The sequence below is a fragment of the Sphingomonas sp. CCH10-B3 genome (assembly GCF_001556185.1).
GTDB classification, from domain to species: Bacteria; Pseudomonadota; Alphaproteobacteria; order Sphingomonadales; family Sphingomonadaceae; genus Sphingomonas; species Sphingomonas aquatica.
On sequence record NZ_LSIJ01000061.1, the window covers coordinates 1 to 16,186 of the forward strand.

At 66.1% G+C, this 16,186-nt stretch carries 16 protein-coding genes; 8 read left to right on the forward strand and 8 right to left on the reverse strand.

The genetic code is table 11. The features are described 5' to 3' along the window. Positions 1-38 precede the first annotated feature (38 nt). Positions 39-1,517, reverse strand: a complete 1,479-nt coding sequence (locus tag AX672_RS09785; RefSeq protein ID WP_066650963.1) for a leucyl aminopeptidase — start codon at positions 1,515-1,517, stop codon at positions 39-41. Positions 1,518-1,682: 165 nt separating this feature from the next. On the opposite strand from AX672_RS09785, the gene AX672_RS09790 reads away from it, so the two are divergent. The 4 genes from AX672_RS09790 to rsmA all read left to right on the forward strand — a co-directional run bounded on the left by AX672_RS09790 (position 1,683) and on the right by rsmA (position 7,207). After that, entirely contained in the window at positions 1,683-3,932 is a 2,250-nt protein-coding gene (locus AX672_RS09790) for an LPS-assembly protein LptD (protein WP_066650964.1), read from the forward strand. 72 nt (positions 3,933-4,004) lie between these two features. Next, complete coding sequence (locus tag AX672_RS09795; RefSeq protein WP_066650965.1) at positions 4,005-5,360, forward strand: peptidylprolyl isomerase; 1,356 nt, start codon at positions 4,005-4,007, stop codon at positions 5,358-5,360. Positions 5,361-5,399: 39 nt separating this feature from the next. Continuing rightward, positions 5,400-6,395: a 4-hydroxythreonine-4-phosphate dehydrogenase PdxA gene (pdxA, locus tag AX672_RS09800; protein WP_082730484.1), complete on the forward strand. Its 996-nt coding sequence runs from the start codon at positions 5,400-5,402 to the stop codon at positions 6,393-6,395. Then, the gene (gene rsmA / locus AX672_RS09805) at positions 6,392-7,207 is read left to right on the forward strand and encodes a 16S rRNA (adenine(1518)-N(6)/adenine(1519)-N(6))-dimethyltransferase RsmA (protein ID WP_066650966.1); all 816 of its coding nucleotides are present in this window, start codon (positions 6,392-6,394) and stop codon (positions 7,205-7,207) included. Before pdxA ends, rsmA begins: the two co-directional genes overlap by 4 nt. Here the strand turns inward: rsmA and AX672_RS09810 are convergent, their stop codons facing one another. The 4 genes from AX672_RS09810 to guaB form a co-directional block, all read right to left on the reverse strand. Next, positions 7,208-7,705: a tetratricopeptide repeat protein gene (locus AX672_RS09810; protein ID WP_066651106.1), complete on the reverse strand. Its 498-nt coding sequence runs from the start codon at positions 7,703-7,705 to the stop codon at positions 7,208-7,210. It abuts the gene before it with no gap. A gap of 29 nt (positions 7,706-7,734) precedes the next feature. Then, complete coding sequence (locus tag AX672_RS09815; protein WP_066650967.1) at positions 7,735-8,910, reverse strand: RsmB/NOP family class I SAM-dependent RNA methyltransferase; 1,176 nt, start codon at positions 8,908-8,910, stop codon at positions 7,735-7,737. 64 nt (positions 8,911-8,974) lie between these two features. Continuing rightward, positions 8,975-9,391, reverse strand: a complete 417-nt coding sequence (locus AX672_RS09820) for a hypothetical protein (RefSeq protein WP_066650968.1) — start codon at positions 9,389-9,391, stop codon at positions 8,975-8,977. 56 nt (positions 9,392-9,447) lie between these two features. Beyond that, positions 9,448-10,905: an IMP dehydrogenase gene (gene guaB / locus AX672_RS09825; RefSeq protein WP_066650969.1), complete on the reverse strand. Its 1,458-nt coding sequence runs from the start codon at positions 10,903-10,905 to the stop codon at positions 9,448-9,450. Between the two features lie 164 nt (positions 10,906-11,069). Between guaB and AX672_RS09830 the strand changes: the two genes are divergently transcribed. From AX672_RS09830 to AX672_RS09840, 3 genes are all read left to right on the forward strand, one after another. Beyond that, complete coding sequence (locus tag AX672_RS09830; RefSeq protein ID WP_066651112.1) at positions 11,070-12,059, forward strand: SPFH domain-containing protein; 990 nt, start codon at positions 11,070-11,072, stop codon at positions 12,057-12,059. 25 nt (positions 12,060-12,084) lie between these two features. Then, positions 12,085-12,537 carry an NfeD family protein gene (locus AX672_RS09835; protein WP_231731264.1) on the forward strand — a complete coding sequence of 151 codons (453 nt, stop codon included), beginning with the start codon at positions 12,085-12,087 and terminating at the stop codon, positions 12,535-12,537. Positions 12,538-12,641: 104 nt separating this feature from the next. Next, positions 12,642-13,040, forward strand: coding sequence for a DUF3597 domain-containing protein (locus AX672_RS09840; RefSeq protein ID WP_066650971.1), 399 nt, complete (start codon positions 12,642-12,644; stop codon positions 13,038-13,040). Between the two features lie 61 nt (positions 13,041-13,101). Here the strand turns inward: AX672_RS09840 and AX672_RS09845 are convergent, their stop codons facing one another. After that, entirely contained in the window at positions 13,102-13,506 is a 405-nt protein-coding gene (locus AX672_RS09845; RefSeq protein WP_082730496.1) for a hypothetical protein, read from the reverse strand. A gap of 138 nt (positions 13,507-13,644) precedes the next feature. Between AX672_RS09845 and AX672_RS09850 the strand changes: the two genes are divergently transcribed. Further along, a complete protein-coding gene (locus AX672_RS09850; protein WP_066650972.1) occupies positions 13,645-14,073 on the forward strand; it encodes a hypothetical protein in 429 nt (142 codons plus the stop codon). Here AX672_RS09850 and AX672_RS09855 read toward each other — a convergent pair. Together AX672_RS09855 and AX672_RS09860 are read right to left on the reverse strand one after the other, a co-directional pair. Further along, positions 14,011-14,526 (reverse strand): hypothetical protein, encoded by a 516-nt coding sequence (locus tag AX672_RS09855; RefSeq protein WP_231731265.1) that lies wholly within the window; start codon positions 14,524-14,526, stop codon positions 14,011-14,013. The genes AX672_RS09850 and AX672_RS09855 overlap by 63 nt on opposite strands. Positions 14,527-14,568: 42 nt before the next feature. Further along, a complete protein-coding gene (locus AX672_RS09860) occupies positions 14,569-16,176 on the reverse strand; it encodes a phosphoenolpyruvate carboxykinase (RefSeq protein ID WP_066650973.1) in 1,608 nt (535 codons plus the stop codon). Positions 16,177-16,186: the final 10 nt, after the last annotated feature.

Here is a 16,186-nt window from a genome sequence, read left to right on the forward strand (position 1 = left end):
CCCGCCCCTAACCCCTCCCGCAAGCGGGAGGGGGACGTTCAGCCCTCGAAATTGTCCGCAACGAACCGGTCGAGCAAACGCACGCCATAGCCCGTCGCGCCCTTGTCGAACGTCGCGCCGGGCTTGTCGGCCCAGACCATGCCGGCAATGTCGAGGTGCGCCCAGCGCACACCCTTGTCGACGAAGCGCTGGATGAACTGCGCCGCCGTGATCGACCCGGCGCCGCGCGGGCCGACATTCTTCATGTCGGCGATCGGGCTGTCGATCAGCTTGTTGTAATTGTCCGACAGCGGGAAGCGCCACAGCAGGTCGCCGGTCGCGCGCCCGGCCGCCAGCAGCTGATCGGCGAGACTGTCGTCATTGGCGAACAGCCCGCCGTGCTCGTTACCGAGCGATATGATCATCGCGCCGGTCAGCGTCGCGAGGTCGACAATCGTTTTCGGCCGGTGATGGCGCTGGACCCAGGTGATTGCATCGCACAGCACCAGCCGACCTTCGGCGTCGGTGTTGAGGATCTCGATGGTCTGCCCAGACATTGACGTCACGACGTCACCCGGCCGCTGGGCATTGCCGTCGGGCATGTTCTCGACCAGCCCGCACACGCCGACGACATTGGCCTTTGCCTTGCGCAGCGCCAGCGCCTTCATTGCACCCGCAACGGCCGCAGCGCCGCCCATGTCCCACTTCATGTCTTCCATGCCGGGACCGGGCTTGAGCGAAATGCCGCCAGTGTCGAACGTCACGCCCTTGCCGACCAGCGCGAGATCGGGATCGCCCGCCCCCTTGCCGCTCCACTTCATCACCAGCAATTGCGCCTCGCGCACCGACCCCTGGCTGACGCCGAGCAGCGCACCCATGCCGAGCGCCGCCATCTCCGCCTCGCCAAGCACCGTAATCTCGATCCCGAGGCCATCGAGGTCGGCCTTCACGCGCTCAACAAAAGTCTCCGGATAGAGCAGGTTCGGCGGCTCGGTCACAAGAGTACGGGCGAGCGCACGCCCGTCGTTGACGGCCGCCTGCGTGGCCCAAGCAGCGTCGCTGCCCGCCGGTGCTCCCGCAATCGTCAGCTGTGCAAGCGTGGCTTTCTGCTTTTCGGGCAACCGCGTGCGATAGGTGTCGAGCCGCCAGCCGCGCGCTACGGCAGCCGCCGCAAAGCGCGCGACCGCCTGCGGCAACGGCGCTGCCCCAAGCGCCGTGAAATCGGTCGTCACGGCCGTCGTGCCCGACGTCAGCAGCTTGGCAGTCAGCGCGCCGCCCGCGCGCTCATAATCCTGATCGTCACCCGCTCCCACGCCCAGCAGCAGCAGCCGAAGCGCGCCATCCCCCGATGGCACGAAAGTCTCGACGATCGCCCCCGCCTCGCCGTCGAAGCGCGCCGCGCGCGCCGCTGCCAGCGCGAGCGTCTGCGCGGCCGCATCCAGATCGCCGAACGCCACGCGGTCAAGCCCTTCCTTTTCAACGGGAAGCGCGACCACGGCGGCATCGGCGGCGCGCGTGGCAGAGAATTCAATCTTCATCTTCTACCTCAAGACAGGTTCAAAATCAGAGTCGGGGGTGGTGTGTCATTTCCTTGGGCCAGCCCGCTTGCCGTGTCAAAGCGCGCGGCGTTGCGGCCACGCCGATCCGGTGCAATAGGGCGGGCAGGCGGCTGCAAAAGCAGCCCGAAAGGGATTCGTGCCGACGTGAGGCAGGGCATTTTACTGACGTCAGCGGCACTTGCGATCGCCTTTGGCGTCGCCGACCCGGTGCAGGCGCAGGATCTGCAGGACCGCGCGACGCCGCTGCCGCCGCCGCTGACGCCCGCCGAACAACCCGCGCCAACCAAGGCCGAGGATCAGATCCAGTTCAGCGCCAATGAACTCGCCTATGACACCGAAGCCGATGTCGTGACCGCGACCGGCGACGTGCGCATGTACCGCGAAGGCGATCGGCTGCGCGCCGACAAGGTTACCTGGAACCGCAAGACCGGCCGGGTGATCGCGACCGGCAACATCGTCGTCACCAATCCGGGCGGCGACCAGGCATATGGCGACTCGATCGAACTCACCGATTCGCTGAAGGACGGCGTCGTCGAAAACATGCTGGTCGTGCTCGATCGCGGCGGGCGGCTGGCGGCGCAGCATGGCGAGCGCGACGTCAACGGCGTGGTCACGCTGACCAACGCTGCCTACACGCCCTGTGCCGTCACCAATGCCGAGAACTGCCCGAAGGAACCGTCGTGGAAGATCACGGCGGTCAGCGTGGTCTACAACCCCGCCAAGCAGCGCATCTATTACAAGGGCGCTCGGATCAGCATTTTCGGTATTGCGACCCTGCCCCTGCCCGCGCTGTCGAACCCGGTCGGCGACAATACGCAAAGCGGCCTGCTCAATCCCGACATTCGCTACACCCGCACCAACGGCTTCGAATATGCCCAGCCCTTCTATATTTCGATCGCGCCCAATCGCGGGATCAAGGTCACGCCGCGGATCTTTTCGCAAGTGCTGCCGCTGCTGTCGGTCGATTACAATGCGCTGACCACCAATGGGGCTTACCGGGTCGCGCTATACGGCACCGTCAGCGACCGCACCGACACCGGCATCGTCAACCCGACCACATCACAGAATGTGTTCCGTGGCTATGCCGAGGGTGCCGGCCGGTTCCAGCTCACGCCCAACTGGAGCGTCAGCGGCGCGTTCCGCGTCGCGACCGACCGCACGTTCCTGCGCCGCTATGATATTTCGCGCGACGACATCCTGCGCAGTACCATCCGCGTCGAACGGATCGATCAGGACAGCTATTTCGCGATCTCAGGCTGGGCAGTGCAGACGTTGCGCGTCGGTGACCGGCAAGGGCTGCAGCCGGTGGCGCTGCCCGAGATCGACTACCGCCGCCGGTTCCGCAACCTGCTCGGCGGCGAACTCGACCTCCAGGTCAACACGCTCGCCATCGGTCGCACCGCGGGGCAGGACACCCAGCGCGCCTTCACCAGCGCGACGTGGAAGCTGCGCCGCATCACCGGCTGGGGCCAGGAAGTGACGCTGACCGGCTATCTGCGCGGCGACCTCTATAACTCGGCGGATCAGATCGCGACCACCGTTGCGAGTTACCGCGGCAACCCCGGCATTCAGACGCGCGGCATTGCCGCCGTCGCGCTCGACGTCAAATGGCCGTTCGTCGGCGCAATTCTGGGCGGCACGCAGCGCCTTACCCCGCGCGTGCAGATCGTCGCATCGCCCAAGATCGCCAATCTGATCGTCCCCAACGAAGATTCGCGCGCAGTCGATCTTGAGGATTCGAACCTGTTCGCGCTCAATCGCTTTCCCGGCTATGACCGTTTCGGCGGCACGACGCGCATCACCTATGGCGTCGAATGGGCGCTCGACCTGCCCGACCTCAGCATCACCGCCAACGTCGGGCAGAGCTATCGCTTCAGCAGCAACCCCGGATTCATTCCGCAAGGCACCGGCTTTGCCGACAGCCTTTCCGACATCGTCGGCCGCACCGAAGTCCGATACCGCGATCTGGTGTCGCTGACGCACCGGTACCGGCTCGACAAGGACGGCCTCGCCATCCGCCGCAACGAACTCGACGCCACCATCGGTACGCGCGGCACCTATCTGCTGCTCGGCTATCTCCGGCTCAACCGCCAGATCGATCCCACGCTCGAGGATCTGCGCGACCGCGAAGAAGTGCGGCTCGGTGGTCGGCTCCAGTTTGCGCGCTTCTGGTCAATGTTCGGCTCGACCGTAATCGATCTGACGACCCAGCGCGCCAATCCGCTGTCGACGACCGACGGCTTTGCCCCGGTCCGCCACCGCATCGGCGTGGGTTATGAGGATGATTGCCTGCGGCTCGGGCTGACGTGGCGGCGCGATTATCAGGACACCGGCGATGCGCGGCGCGGCGACAGTTTCCTGTTGACTCTGGCCTTCAAGAACCTCGGACGTTAAGCAAGCAGTCAACCGAAGTCCGCCAGAGCACTGAGCGGCATCGTTCGAGTCGATGAAAGTTGGAACAATTTGATGAATTCACTTTGTAAATCGCGCCCCTTGCGCACAGCGATCGCGCTGGCGGCGGGTGTCGGGCTTGCGACCGCGACCATCGCGCAGACCGTTGCCGATCAATCGATCCCCGACACCGGGCTCAATATCCCCAAGAATCTCCAGATTTTCGGCAAGCGCGACCCCAATGTCCGCAAGGCGACCGCGATCGTCAACGAAACCGTCATCACCGGGACCGATGTCGATCACCGCGTGAACCTGATCCTTGCTGCCAATACACTCAAGCTCAACGAGCAGGAGCTGGCGACGCTGCGGTTGCAGGTGCTCGGCTCGCTGATCGACGAAACGCTCGAGCTGCAGGAAGCCAAGACTGCCGAAATCAAGGTCGGCGCCGAGGAGATCGACCAGCGAATCGCGCTGATCGCCAAGAATTTCAACAAGACCGTTCCCGAATTCCGGGCGTTCCTGCGCGCCGCCGGGTCGTCGGAGCGCAGCCTGCGTCGCCAGGTCGAAGCCGAACTGGCATGGAACCGCTATCTGCGCCGCAGGATCGGCGCGCTGATCAACGTCGGCGACGCAGAGGTAAAGTCGATCCTCGCGCGGCTTGAGGCGCAGAAGGGCCAGACCGAATTCCACGTCAAGGAAATCTATCTGCGTGCCAGCCCTGAGCAACAGTCGCAGATTTTTGCCGAAACGCGCGCGCTGATGGAGGAAATCCAGAAGGGCAAGCGCAGCTTTGAGGAAGTCGCACGCGATCGTTCTGAGGCGACCACTCGCGTAGTCGGCGGCGATCTCGGCTGGGTAAAGGCCGATCAGCTACCTGAAACGCTCGCTCAGGCGTCGGTGGAAATGAGCGTCAACCAGCTTGCCGGCCCGATCGAAACGCCCGGCGGCTTTTCGATCCTGTATCTGGTCGACAAGCGCAAGGTGCTGACCGCGGACGCGCGTGACGCCGTTCTCAGCCTGCGCCAGGTCAGCATCGCATTCCCCAAGGGCATCACCGAAGCCGAGGCATCGCAGCGGGTCTCGACCTTTGCCAGCGCGATCAAGACGATCCGCGGCTGCGGCGAAGTGCAGAAGGTTGCCGCCAGCTTGCAGGCCGAAGTCGTCGACAATGACGCCGTCAAGATCCGCGATCTGCCGGTGCCGTTGCAGGAAATGATTTCGCGCTTGAGCGTCGGCGAAGCAACGCCGCCATTCGGTTCGCCAACCGATGGCGTGCGGACGCTGGTCGTGTGCGGGCGCACCGATCCGCAGGCGGGCGACTTGCCGGGGATGGAGGCAATGCGCAGCCAGATGGAGCAGCACGCGATCAACCTGCGCGCCGACCACAAGCTGCGCGACCTCCGCCGCGACGCCATCATCGAATATCGCTGAGCAGCTGCTGTCGGTCGACAGCACATCGGGAGAGCCGGGATGATCGCACCAATCGCCGTGTCGATGGGCGATCCCGCCGGGATCGGGCCCGAAGTGATTGCCAAGGCTTGGCAAGCGCGGCACGACCGGCGGCTGCCCGCCTTTTTCGCTGTTGGCGATCCGCGCGCGATCGAGCGGGTTTGGCCCGGCCCGGTCGAGCGGATCGGCGATCCGGGTGAAGCCGCCGGGGTGTTCGACCGGGCGTTGCCAGTCGTCTATATCCAGGACGCAGGCGAAATTACGCCCGGCGTGCCCGACACCGATGGCGCACGCTGTTCGCTCAGCGCGCTCGAACTCGCGGTCGGCCTTGCGCGGTCGGGGGCGGCGGGCGCGCTGGTCACCGGGCCGGTATCGAAGTCGCAGCTTTACGGCATCGGCTTCACCGATCCGGGCCAGACCGAATTCGTCGCCGAACGCTGCGGCATCGCGCGCGAAAACGCAGTGATGATGCTGGCCGGACCAACGCTGCGGGTCGTGCCGATGACCACGCATATCGCACTGTCGGCCGTGCCCGCGGCGCTGACGGTCGATCTCGTCACGGCGCGGGGGCGCGCGACCGCTCGCGGCCTGACCCGCAATTTCGGGATTGAGGCACCGCGCCTCGCTTTCGCAGGGCTCAACCCGCATGCCGGCGAAGGCGGGGCGATCGGTCGCGAGGAAGTCGATGTGCTAATCCCGGCAATCGCCATGCTGCGCGACGAAGGGATCGACTGCATCGGCCCCTTGCCCGCCGACGCGATGTTTCATGAACGTGCGCGCCGTCGTTATGACGCGGCGCTGTGCTGCTATCATGATCAGGCGCTGATTCCCTTGAAGCTGCTGCATTTCGACGATGGCGTGAACATGACGCTGGGGCTGCCGATCGTCCGCACTTCGCCCGACCATGGCACTGCCTTCGACATTGCCGGCAAGGGGCTGGCACAACCCGGCGCGATGATCGCCGCGATCCTGCTCGCGGCCGAAGCGGCCGGGCGGCGACTGGCGGCCCCGGTGTGACGACCCTGCCGCCGCTGCGCGAGGTGATCGCGCGGCACCAGCTGACCGCGAGCAAGGCGCTCGGCCAGAATTTCCTCCTTGATGGGCAATTGCTCGCCCGCATTGCCCGCGTACCCGGCGATCTAAGTGGTGCCGAGGTGTTCGAGGTCGGCCCCGGCCCCGGTGGCCTGACCCGCGCCTTGCTCGAAGCCGGCGCGCGGGTGACCGCCGTCGAACGCGACCGCCGCTGCCTGCCCGCGCTGGCCGAACTGGCCGGGCATTTCCCGGGCAGGCTGACCGTGATCGAAGACGATGCTTTGGCGCTCGATGCGCCTGCCCTGTTCGAAGGCCGACCGCATATCGTCGCCAACCTGCCTTATAACATCGGCACGCCGCTGCTGGTCGGCTGGCTGTCGGCGCCGTGGCGGCCGTGGTGGCAGAGCCTGACGCTGATGTTCCAGCGCGAAGTCGCCGACCGCATCGTCGCCGGCGTGGACAGCGAGCATTACGGGCGCCTGTCAGTGCTCGCGCAGTGGCGGACGACGGCCAGAATCGCGCTGCCCGTCCACCGCTCCGCCTTCACCCCGCCGCCGAAGGTGATGTCAGCAGTCGTCCATCTGACGCCGCTCGACAGCCCCGAGGGTGTCCGGCTCGAAACGCTCGAGCGGCTGACCGGCGCGGCGTTCGGACAACGCCGCAAGATGTTGCGGCAGAGTCTGAAAGGGATCGCAGGCGCCGCCGAGGCAATGGAAACGCTCGGCATCGAACCCACGCGGCGCGCGGAGACCGTCAGCGTTGCCGAATTCGTTGCCCTCGCACGGGCGCTCGGCTGATTATTCCTTGGTCGACTTGGCGTTCTGCGACGCCACCACCGGCACCGGCGCGCCGCGGGCGATGACGGCAGCGAGCTGCGTCGCCTCGGCGCAACCCTTCACGCACAGCCGCTTGATCTTCGCCAGATTCTGGCGAGCGCGTTCGATCGCGCCCTTGCTGACCAGTGCTTCGCCCTGCCCTTTCAGCGCCGTGATGTCATTGGGGTCGAGCTCGAGCGCTTCACGGTAATAGCGGATCGCCTTGCCCGACAGCCCCCGCGCCTGCGACACTTGGCCGAGCGCGACAAAAGCCGCGCGGTTGCGCGGATCGACCGCCAGCGCGGTCTCCAGCGTGTCGGTCGCGCCATCGAGATCGCCTGCGGCCGCTGCCGCCTTGGCGCTCGCAACCAGCTGCATCGATCGCGGATCGATCTGGTCGTCGGGGCGCTGGCCGTGCAGCGACGTCGACACACTGACCAGAACGAGCGCGGCCGCCACGGCCAGCGACGAATAACGCATGAACATCTCCAACATTCGGGGCGCTGACGCTAGCATGGCGCCACCAGTCTCGCGACAAAAAAGCCATCCGTCGAGTCATGGTATGGGGTCAGCCGCACGCCGTCGCCGTGCGCTCGACCCGCGGGCAACGCCAGCGACTCGGTGCGCCAGCCGGGATGCGCGCTCAGGAACGCGGAAATCTGTGACGCGCCTTCCTCGTCGAGCAGCGAGCAGACGATATAGACCAGCGCGCCACCCCGCTTCACCAGTGCTGCGCCGACCGACAGCACATGGCGCTGGGTATCGACCAGCCGCGCGATGCGATCGGGCGTCAGCCGCCATCGCGCTTCGGGATTGCGCCGCCACGTGCCTGTGCCCGAGCAAGGTGCGTCGATCAGCACCGTGTCTGCCACGCCTGCCCAATCGCTCAGCATCGCGCTTTCGCGCCCCGGATTGAGCAGCCGTGTTTCGATGATTGCTGCGCCCGCCCGTGCAGCGCGGGGCGTTAGGCGCGACAAGCGCGCGCGATCGGTATCGGTCGCGAGCACCACGCCCAGCCCCACCATCGCTGCGGCAAGTGCGAGCGACTTGCCCCCCGCTCCGGCGCAGAGATCGACGATCCGCTGGCCGGGCTCGGCCCGCGCGGCCAGCGTGACGATCTGGCTGCCCGCATCCTGAATTTCGAGCCCGCCGTCCAGATAGGCCGGATGCCGCTCGATATTCGTCCCCGACGGAAGGCGCAGCGCATCGGGCAGGCCGGGGATGGGTTCGGCGCCTTCGATCTCCACGACCGCAGCCGAGGCGCGATTGATCCGCACGTCGAGCGGTGCGCGATCGACCAGCGCGGGCAGTTCGTCAGCGCCGATGCCCGAGGCGGCCAGCCGATCGACCAGCCAGTCGGGCGCAACACCCGCCGCTGCCAAGGCCTCGCCCGCACCGATCGGCGCCGGGCCGTGTGGCGACCCGTCGAACGCCGCCGCTACGTCGGCATCGTCGGCGGCAACACCGAGCATCGCCGCGCGACCGTTTGCCGGGCGTTCGCCCGCGCGGCGAATTGCTGCGTAGACCAGCTCGCGCACCGCCCGCCGGTCCTTGGCCCCGGCATAGCGGCGCGTGGCGAAATAGCGCGCGATCAAAGTGTCAGCGGCCGCTCCGCCTTCGCGCGCAGCCTCGATTGCGGCGTCAAGCAATTCGATCGCGGCCTGGACGCGGGCGGCTGGAGTCATGCGCGCTGCTTAGGCGCAATCGCGCGCCGCTGGCAAAATCATTCGCGTCTGCGGCAGCGCCCGATCAGGCGCGCTTGCGGCCAAAGGCCGGGCGTGCGGCCGGAGCTGCGGGAGGGGTATCGTACACCTGCGCCGCGCCCGGATCGCGGTTTGCCAGATAACGCGCCATGATCGCATCGGCATCGAACGGCTGGTCGTCAGGCCCCGCTTCGACCGGGTCGATCACGCGTTCATAGGTCTCGGCTGCAGGTGGCGACGGCGCGTCGGTCCCGCGCCAGATGAAATGATAGAGCGCATAGCCGAAGCAGACGACCGCCGCGATCACCACCAGCAGCGCCGCCACATGGCCGCTAAGCGCCCCGGCAGTATCGCCCATCGCCGAGGCGATGTCGCCGCGCCGCTCGAAGCTGCGCGACACCGACATCAGCCCCCCGCCGATCACGATCGGCAGAATCGTCTTGTGCAGCTTGATCCGCGCCATGTCCCGGCTTTAGCCGCCAAGGCTGAAGCTTGCGTAAATGGCTTGCGATACCGCGATCAGCGCGTCGGATAATTCGGCGCCTCGCGCGTGATCGTCACGTCGTGGACATGGCTTTCCTTCAGCCCCGCGCCCGTGATCCGCACGAACTGCGCGCGCGCCTGAAGCTCCTCAATTGTCCGCGCGCCCGTATAGCCCATTGCCGCGCGCACGCCGCCGACGAGCTGGTGGATGACGTCCTTGGCCGGCCCCTTGAACGGCACCTGGCCCTCAATGCCCTCGGGGACCAGCTTCATCTGGTCCTTGATGTCCTGCTGAAAATAGCGGTCGGCGGAACCCTTCGCCATCGCGCCGACCGATCCCATGCCGCGATAGGATTTATAGGCGCGCCCTTGATAGAGGAAGGTTTCGCCCGGCGCTTCTTCGGTCCCCGCCAGCAGCGAGCCGATCATCACGGCGGAGGCGCCCGCCGCCAGTGCCTTGGCGACGTCGCCCGAGGTGCGGATGCCGCCATCGGCGATCACCGGCACGCCCGATTTGGCGGCTTCCTCGGCGCAGTCCATTACCGCCGTGAGCTGCGGCACGCCGACACCCGCGACCACGCGCGTGGTGCAGATCGACCCCGGCCCGATGCCGACCTTCACGCCGTCGGCGCCCGCATCGACCAGCGACCGCGTTGCAGCGGCGGTGGCGACATTGCCCGCAACGACCTGCACCGAATTGGACAGCGCCTTCACGCGCTCGACCGCGCGCGCGACGTCGCGGTTGTGACCATGCGCGGTGTCGATCACGACCAGATCGACTTCGGCGGCGACCAGCGCCTCGGTGCGCGCAAAGCCGGCATCGCCGACCGTGGTCGCTGCCGCGACGCGCAGCCGCCCCGCCGCGTCCTTGGTGGCATCGGGATAAGTAACGGCCTTCTCGATGTCCTTCACCGTGATCAGCCCGATGCAGTGATAGGCGTCGTCGACCACCAGCAGTTTTTCGATCCGCCGCGCATGGAGCAATCGCCGCGCTTCCTCCTGACTGACGCCAGGACGCACTGTTGCCAGATTTTCGTGCGTCATCAGTTCGGCGACCGGTTGCTGCGGGTTCTCGGCAAAGCGCACGTCGCGGTTGGTAAGGATGCCGACGAGCTTACCGCCCGCCTCCACCACCGGGATGCCGCTGATCCGGTGGCGCGCCATCAGCCCTTGCGCTTCGGCGAGCGTCGCGTCGGGGCCGATCGTGATCGGGTTGACCACCATCCCGCTTTCGAAGCGCTTGACCTGGCGCACCGCTGCGACCTGTTCCTCGATCGTCAGATTGCGGTGCAGCACGCCAATGCCGCCCATCTGCGCCATCACGATCGCCATATCGGCTTCGGTCACCGTATCCATCGCCGCCGACAGCATCGGGATGTTGAGCGCAATCCCCTTGGTCAGCCGCGTGCGCGGATCGGCCATCGACGGCACGATGTCGCTCTCGGCCGGATAAAGCAGCACATCGTCGAAAGTGAGGCCGAGGCGAATGTCCATGGAAATGCCAGTCCCGAGCGCGGTGGAGGAGTCGTGGCGGCCCATGTAACCAAGCGGCCGCAAGAGCGCTAGGCCCGCCGCATTTCGCTATTGGCCCTGCGCAAATATGCTAGAGATGCGCGGAACGGGTACAGGCGACGCAGCAGGAGTTGGCGCAGATGAGCATGATTTTGGCGGTGCTGGTGGCATTGCTGGTGCTGGTGATCATGTTCCTGGTCGCCAGCCTGAAGATGGTCCGCCAAGGCTTTGAATATACAATCGAACATTTCGGGCGTTTCACCACGGTTGCGCGGCCGGGGCTGAATTTCTACCCCGCCTTTTTCTATCAGGTCGGCCGGCGCATCAACATGATGGAGCAAGTGCTCGATGTGCCGCAGCAGGAAATCATCACCAAGGACAATGCGATGGTCGCCGTCGACGGGGTGGTGTTCTTCCAGGTGCTCGACGCTGCCAAGGCCGCTTATGAAGTGTCCGACCTGTTCGTCGCGATCATGCAGCTCGCCACCACCAATCTGCGCACGGTGATGGGGTCGATGGACCTCGACGAGCTACTGTCGAAGCGCGACGACATTAACGCGCGGCTGCTGAGCGTCGTTGATCACGCCACCAATCCCTGGGGCGTCAAGATCACCCGCGTCGAGATCAAGGACATCCGCCCGCCGGTCGACATCGTCAACGCAATGGCGCGGCAGATGAAAGCCGAGCGCGAGAAACGCGCCAACATCCTCGAAGCGGAAGGCGCGCGCGCGTCGGAAATTCTCCGCGCCGAAGGCCAGAAGCAGGCCCGCATTCTCGAAGCCGAAGGCCGCAAGGAATCGGCCTATCGCGATGCCGAAGCGCGCGAGCGTGCCGCCGAGGCCGAAGCCAAGGCGACGCAGCTCGTCTCGGACGCGATCGAACAGGGCAGCGCGCAGGCGATCAACTATTTCATCGCGCAGAAATATGTCGAGGCGGTCGGCAAATTCGCGACGAGCAGCAATGCCAAGACGATCCTGTTCCCGGTCGAGGCGACCAATTTGATCGGCACGCTCGGCGGCATCGGTGCGCTGGCGAAAGAAGCGTTCGGCGAACAGCCGCCCGCGCCGCCGCGCCCCCCGGCACCGCCCAAACAGCCCTGGGCCAAGACTCTGCCCGACGACGCCACCGGCCAGTGACGCGGTAATGGACGCAGGCGCGATCATGGGCAGTGCGGGCCTGATCTGGATCCTGATTGCGGTGGCGCTGGTCGCCGGCGAACTGCTCAGCCCCGGCGTCTTCCTCATTTTTCTCGCGGTCGGAGCGCTCGCGACGGGGCTGACGACACTCGCAATTCCGGTGCCCTTTCTGCTCCAGCTGCTGTCGTTCACCGCGTGGAGCGCGGTTGCAGTTGCGATCGGACGGCGCTGGTACACCCAGTTTCCGGTGCCTTCGGCCGATCCGCTGCTCAACGACCGCGCGGCGCGGATGGTCGGCGAAACGGTGGTGGTAGTCGAAGCGATCAGCGACGGTCGTGGCCGCGTGCGCATCGGCGACAGCGAATGGCTGGCGGCAGGCGCCGATGCCCCCGCCGGTGCGCGCGTCCGGGTGGTCGCGGTGCGCGACAGCACGGTGATCACCGAGCCGCTGCCACCGCTCGCCCCGCCGGTCGGCTGACGCGCTTCATCCTGTCACAGTCGCTTGCTAGCCTGCCCTTTGACCGGGCGGGCGGAACTGCCGATCCGCCTGAAGTCGAACGATAGTTGCAAGGAGCGAATCGTATGAGCATTTTCGGCGCGATCAAGGACGCCATCTGGGGCAAGAAGGCCGAGGCCGCCCCTGCCCCCGCCCCCACGCCTGCCGTTGAAGCGGCACCTGTCGAAGCCGCACCGGCGCCTGCCCCGGCCGAAACGCCGATGACGCGCGCCGAAATCGAATCGCTGCTCGGCCAGATTGCGTCGACCACCGGTTCGGACCTCAACTGGCAGACCTCGATCGTCGATCTGATGAAGCTGATCGGCCTCGACCCCAGCCTCGCCAACCGCAAGGAACTGGCCGAAGAACTCGGCTACACCGGCGAGAAGGATGGCAGCGCGGAAATGAACATCTGGCTGCACGAGCAGGTGATGTCGCGCCTCGCCGCGCACGGCGGCACCACGCCCGAAGAACTGACCCGCTGATACGCAAAGGGCGGGGCCGGCGCGCAGCCGACCCCGCCCCTGTTCGCGCGACGCTCAGCGCTTAGTTCTTGCCGCCGAGCAGCCCGCCCGCCATGCCGGCGATGTCGTCGAGCGGATTGCCGTCGCCGTCGCGGTCGAGCATCCCGGCCACCGTGCCCATGATGCCCCCGGCGCCGCCCTGCGCGCCTGCCGCACCCGCGCCTCCGGTTGCCGCCGCAATGATCGACGCATAATTGGCAAGCGAGCCTTCGCCGCCGATATGGCCGACGATCTGCTGCAGAATGTCGGCTGAAATGCCGGTGCTGCTCGCCGCCGTCGCGACGGTATCACCCGGCTCGGGATGCGCCTTGGCGAGTGCGCTGACCGCCATTTCGGCCATTTCGGGGCTCAGCCCGACCTTGGTCGCCATGTTGGTGAGGTCGAAATTGGGGCCGAGTTGCGCAAGCAGTCCGTCGAGCATTCCCATGGTTGATCCCTCCGCTTCGTTGATCACGCAGAGCTTACCACAATGGCCGCGCCCACGCGACCGCGATGACCGGCGACGCAACGAATTCGCAAGCGACAGCCGCTATGCCGATGGTGCCACTCGCAAGGGATTGCTGCGATGTTCGATTTCGGCCGGATGATCGAATTGGCGAGCGATCGCTTTCCGCCGCACCCGCGCGACGGGGAACTCGTCAACGGCGGCCATGGCTTTGCACTCGCTGAATTTCTCGCCTCGGCGCTCGCGCAGCATGGCCTGACGGTCCGCGCGCTCATCGCCGAGGACTGGGGCTGGTACGCCGAGGTCGACAACCCCGATTTTCCGCTCGCCTTCGGCTGCACCAGCTTCGGCGCGCGCGATTTCCTGATCCAGTTCATGCCCGACAAGCCGGTGATCCGCCGCCTGTTCCGCAAGATCGACACCCGCGCGGTGACGCAGCGCCTTGCAGATGCAGTATTCGACATATTGAGCGCCGACGGCGTCGCCCTACGCGGCCCCGCCTGGGTCGATAAGGTCAGCGCGACGCTCGGTGACGACCCCGTCGATTGACTCGCCCGTCGACGGCAGCGGCGCCAGATCGGGCGGCACAAAGCCCCGCCGCGCCGCCACCGAAAACAACCGCGCGCGACTGTAAAAGCGCAGCGGCCAGTCCCGCCTGCCGATCGGCGACATCAGCAAGGCATTGGCGGACGCGGCCAAATTGCCCGACGCCTCTCCGGCCAGGTGCAGCCGAACACCCTGCACGAACACCCGCGTGATGGTGTCGTGATAGCCCTGACTGTCGTCGTTCACCCCGCCAACCGCGACATTATAGCCCGAGATGATCGCCGCGATCTGCGCATCGACGTCGATGTCGAGCCGCTCGCGCAGCAGATAGAGGCAGGCGGCGAGATGCGCCTCGTGCGTCCACTCGGGGCGCGGCAGGCTGTGGTCGAGCAGGCCTTCGCCGATGCGGATCACATCGGCGTCGGTTGCGAACAGGCGGGGCAGCGGATCGGTCATGTCGGGCTTTCCTCGAAAGGGTGGCCCGGCTTGAACGGGCGTTCAGGCGGGCTGGCTTACCTTGGGCGCTGATTGTCGCACGCCCTCGTCGACATGATCCGCGAATTGCGCGAAATTCTCGACAAACTGGTCGACGAGCTTCGCCGCAGTCGCGTCATAGTCGGCCTTGTCGGCCCAGGTTTCGCGCGGATCGAGAATCGCTGCGTCGACGCCCGGCACCGCCACCGGTACCTTGAAGCCGAAATTGGGATCGGTGCGGAATTCGACATCGTTCAGGCGCCCGTCGAGCGCCGCGTTGAGCAGCGCACGCGTCGCCTTGATCGGCATGCGGTGGCCGACGCCATATTTGCCGCCGGTCCAGCCGGTGTTGACCAGCCAGCAATCGACGCCGCCCTTGGCGATCCGCTCCTTGAGCAGATTACCATAGACGCTTGGATGGCGCGGCATGAACGGCGCGCCGAAACAGGTCGAGAAGGTCGCTTCGGGCTCGGTCACGCCGATCTCGGTGCCCGCGACTCGCGCGGTATAGCCCGACAGGAAGTGATACATCGCCTGTTCGGGCGTCAGCTTGGCGATCGGCGGCAGCACGCCATAAGCGTCGGCGGTCAGCATCACGATGTTGCGCGGCACCGGTCCCATATTGGCGGCGCTCGCATTGGGGATGAAGTCGATCGGATAGGCACCGCGCGTATTTTCCGCGAGCCGCGCATCGTCGAGGTCGAGCAGGCGCGTCTCGGGGTCGATCACGACATTTTCGAGCACAGTGCCGAACCGCTTGGTGGTCGCGTAGATTTCGGGCTCTGCCTCGGCCGACAGGCGGATCATCTTGGCATAGCAGCCGCCTTCGAAATTGAAGACGGCGGTGTCCGACCAGCCATGCTCGTCATCGCCGATCAGCGTGCGGCTGGCATCGGCGCTCAGCGTCGTCTTGCCGGTACCCGACAGGCCAAAGAACACAGCGGTATCGCCATTGGGGCCGATATTGGCCGAACAATGCATCGGCATGATGCCCTGCACCGGCAGCAGATAATTGAGCAGGCCGAATACCGACTTCTTCATTTCACCGGCATATTGCGTGCCACCGATCAGGATCAGCTTTTCGGTGAAATTGACCGCAATCACCGTCTCGCTGCGGCAGCCGTGGCGCGCGGGATCGGCAACGAAGCTCGGCAGGTCGATGATCGTATAGTCGGGCTCGAACCCTGCCAGTTCCTCGGCGCGCGGGCGCACCAGCATCGTGCGGATGAACAGATTGTGCCACGCCAGTTCATTGATCACGCGCACGCGCACGCGGTGTTCGGGCTGCGATCCACCGTAAAGATCCTGCACGAACAGCGTGTCCTTCGCTTCCAGCGCGGCCAGAAAATCGGCCTTCAGCGCGGCGAAATGCTCCGGCGCCATCGGCTTGTTCGATTTGCCCCACCAGATGGTGCTGTCGGTCTCGGCGTCACGAACGGTGAACTTGTCCTGCGCCGACCGACCCGTGCAGCGACCGGTTTCGACCACCAGCGGGCCATCCGCCGCCAACATCCCTTCACCCCGGCGAATCGCCTGTTCGACCAGCGGCGCGGTGATCAGGTTCCAGTGCACCGTCGCCTGCGTGCGAATGCCCTGCGACTCGAGTCCCTTGATGGGGCTTCGTTCGGTCACGTCATCTTCT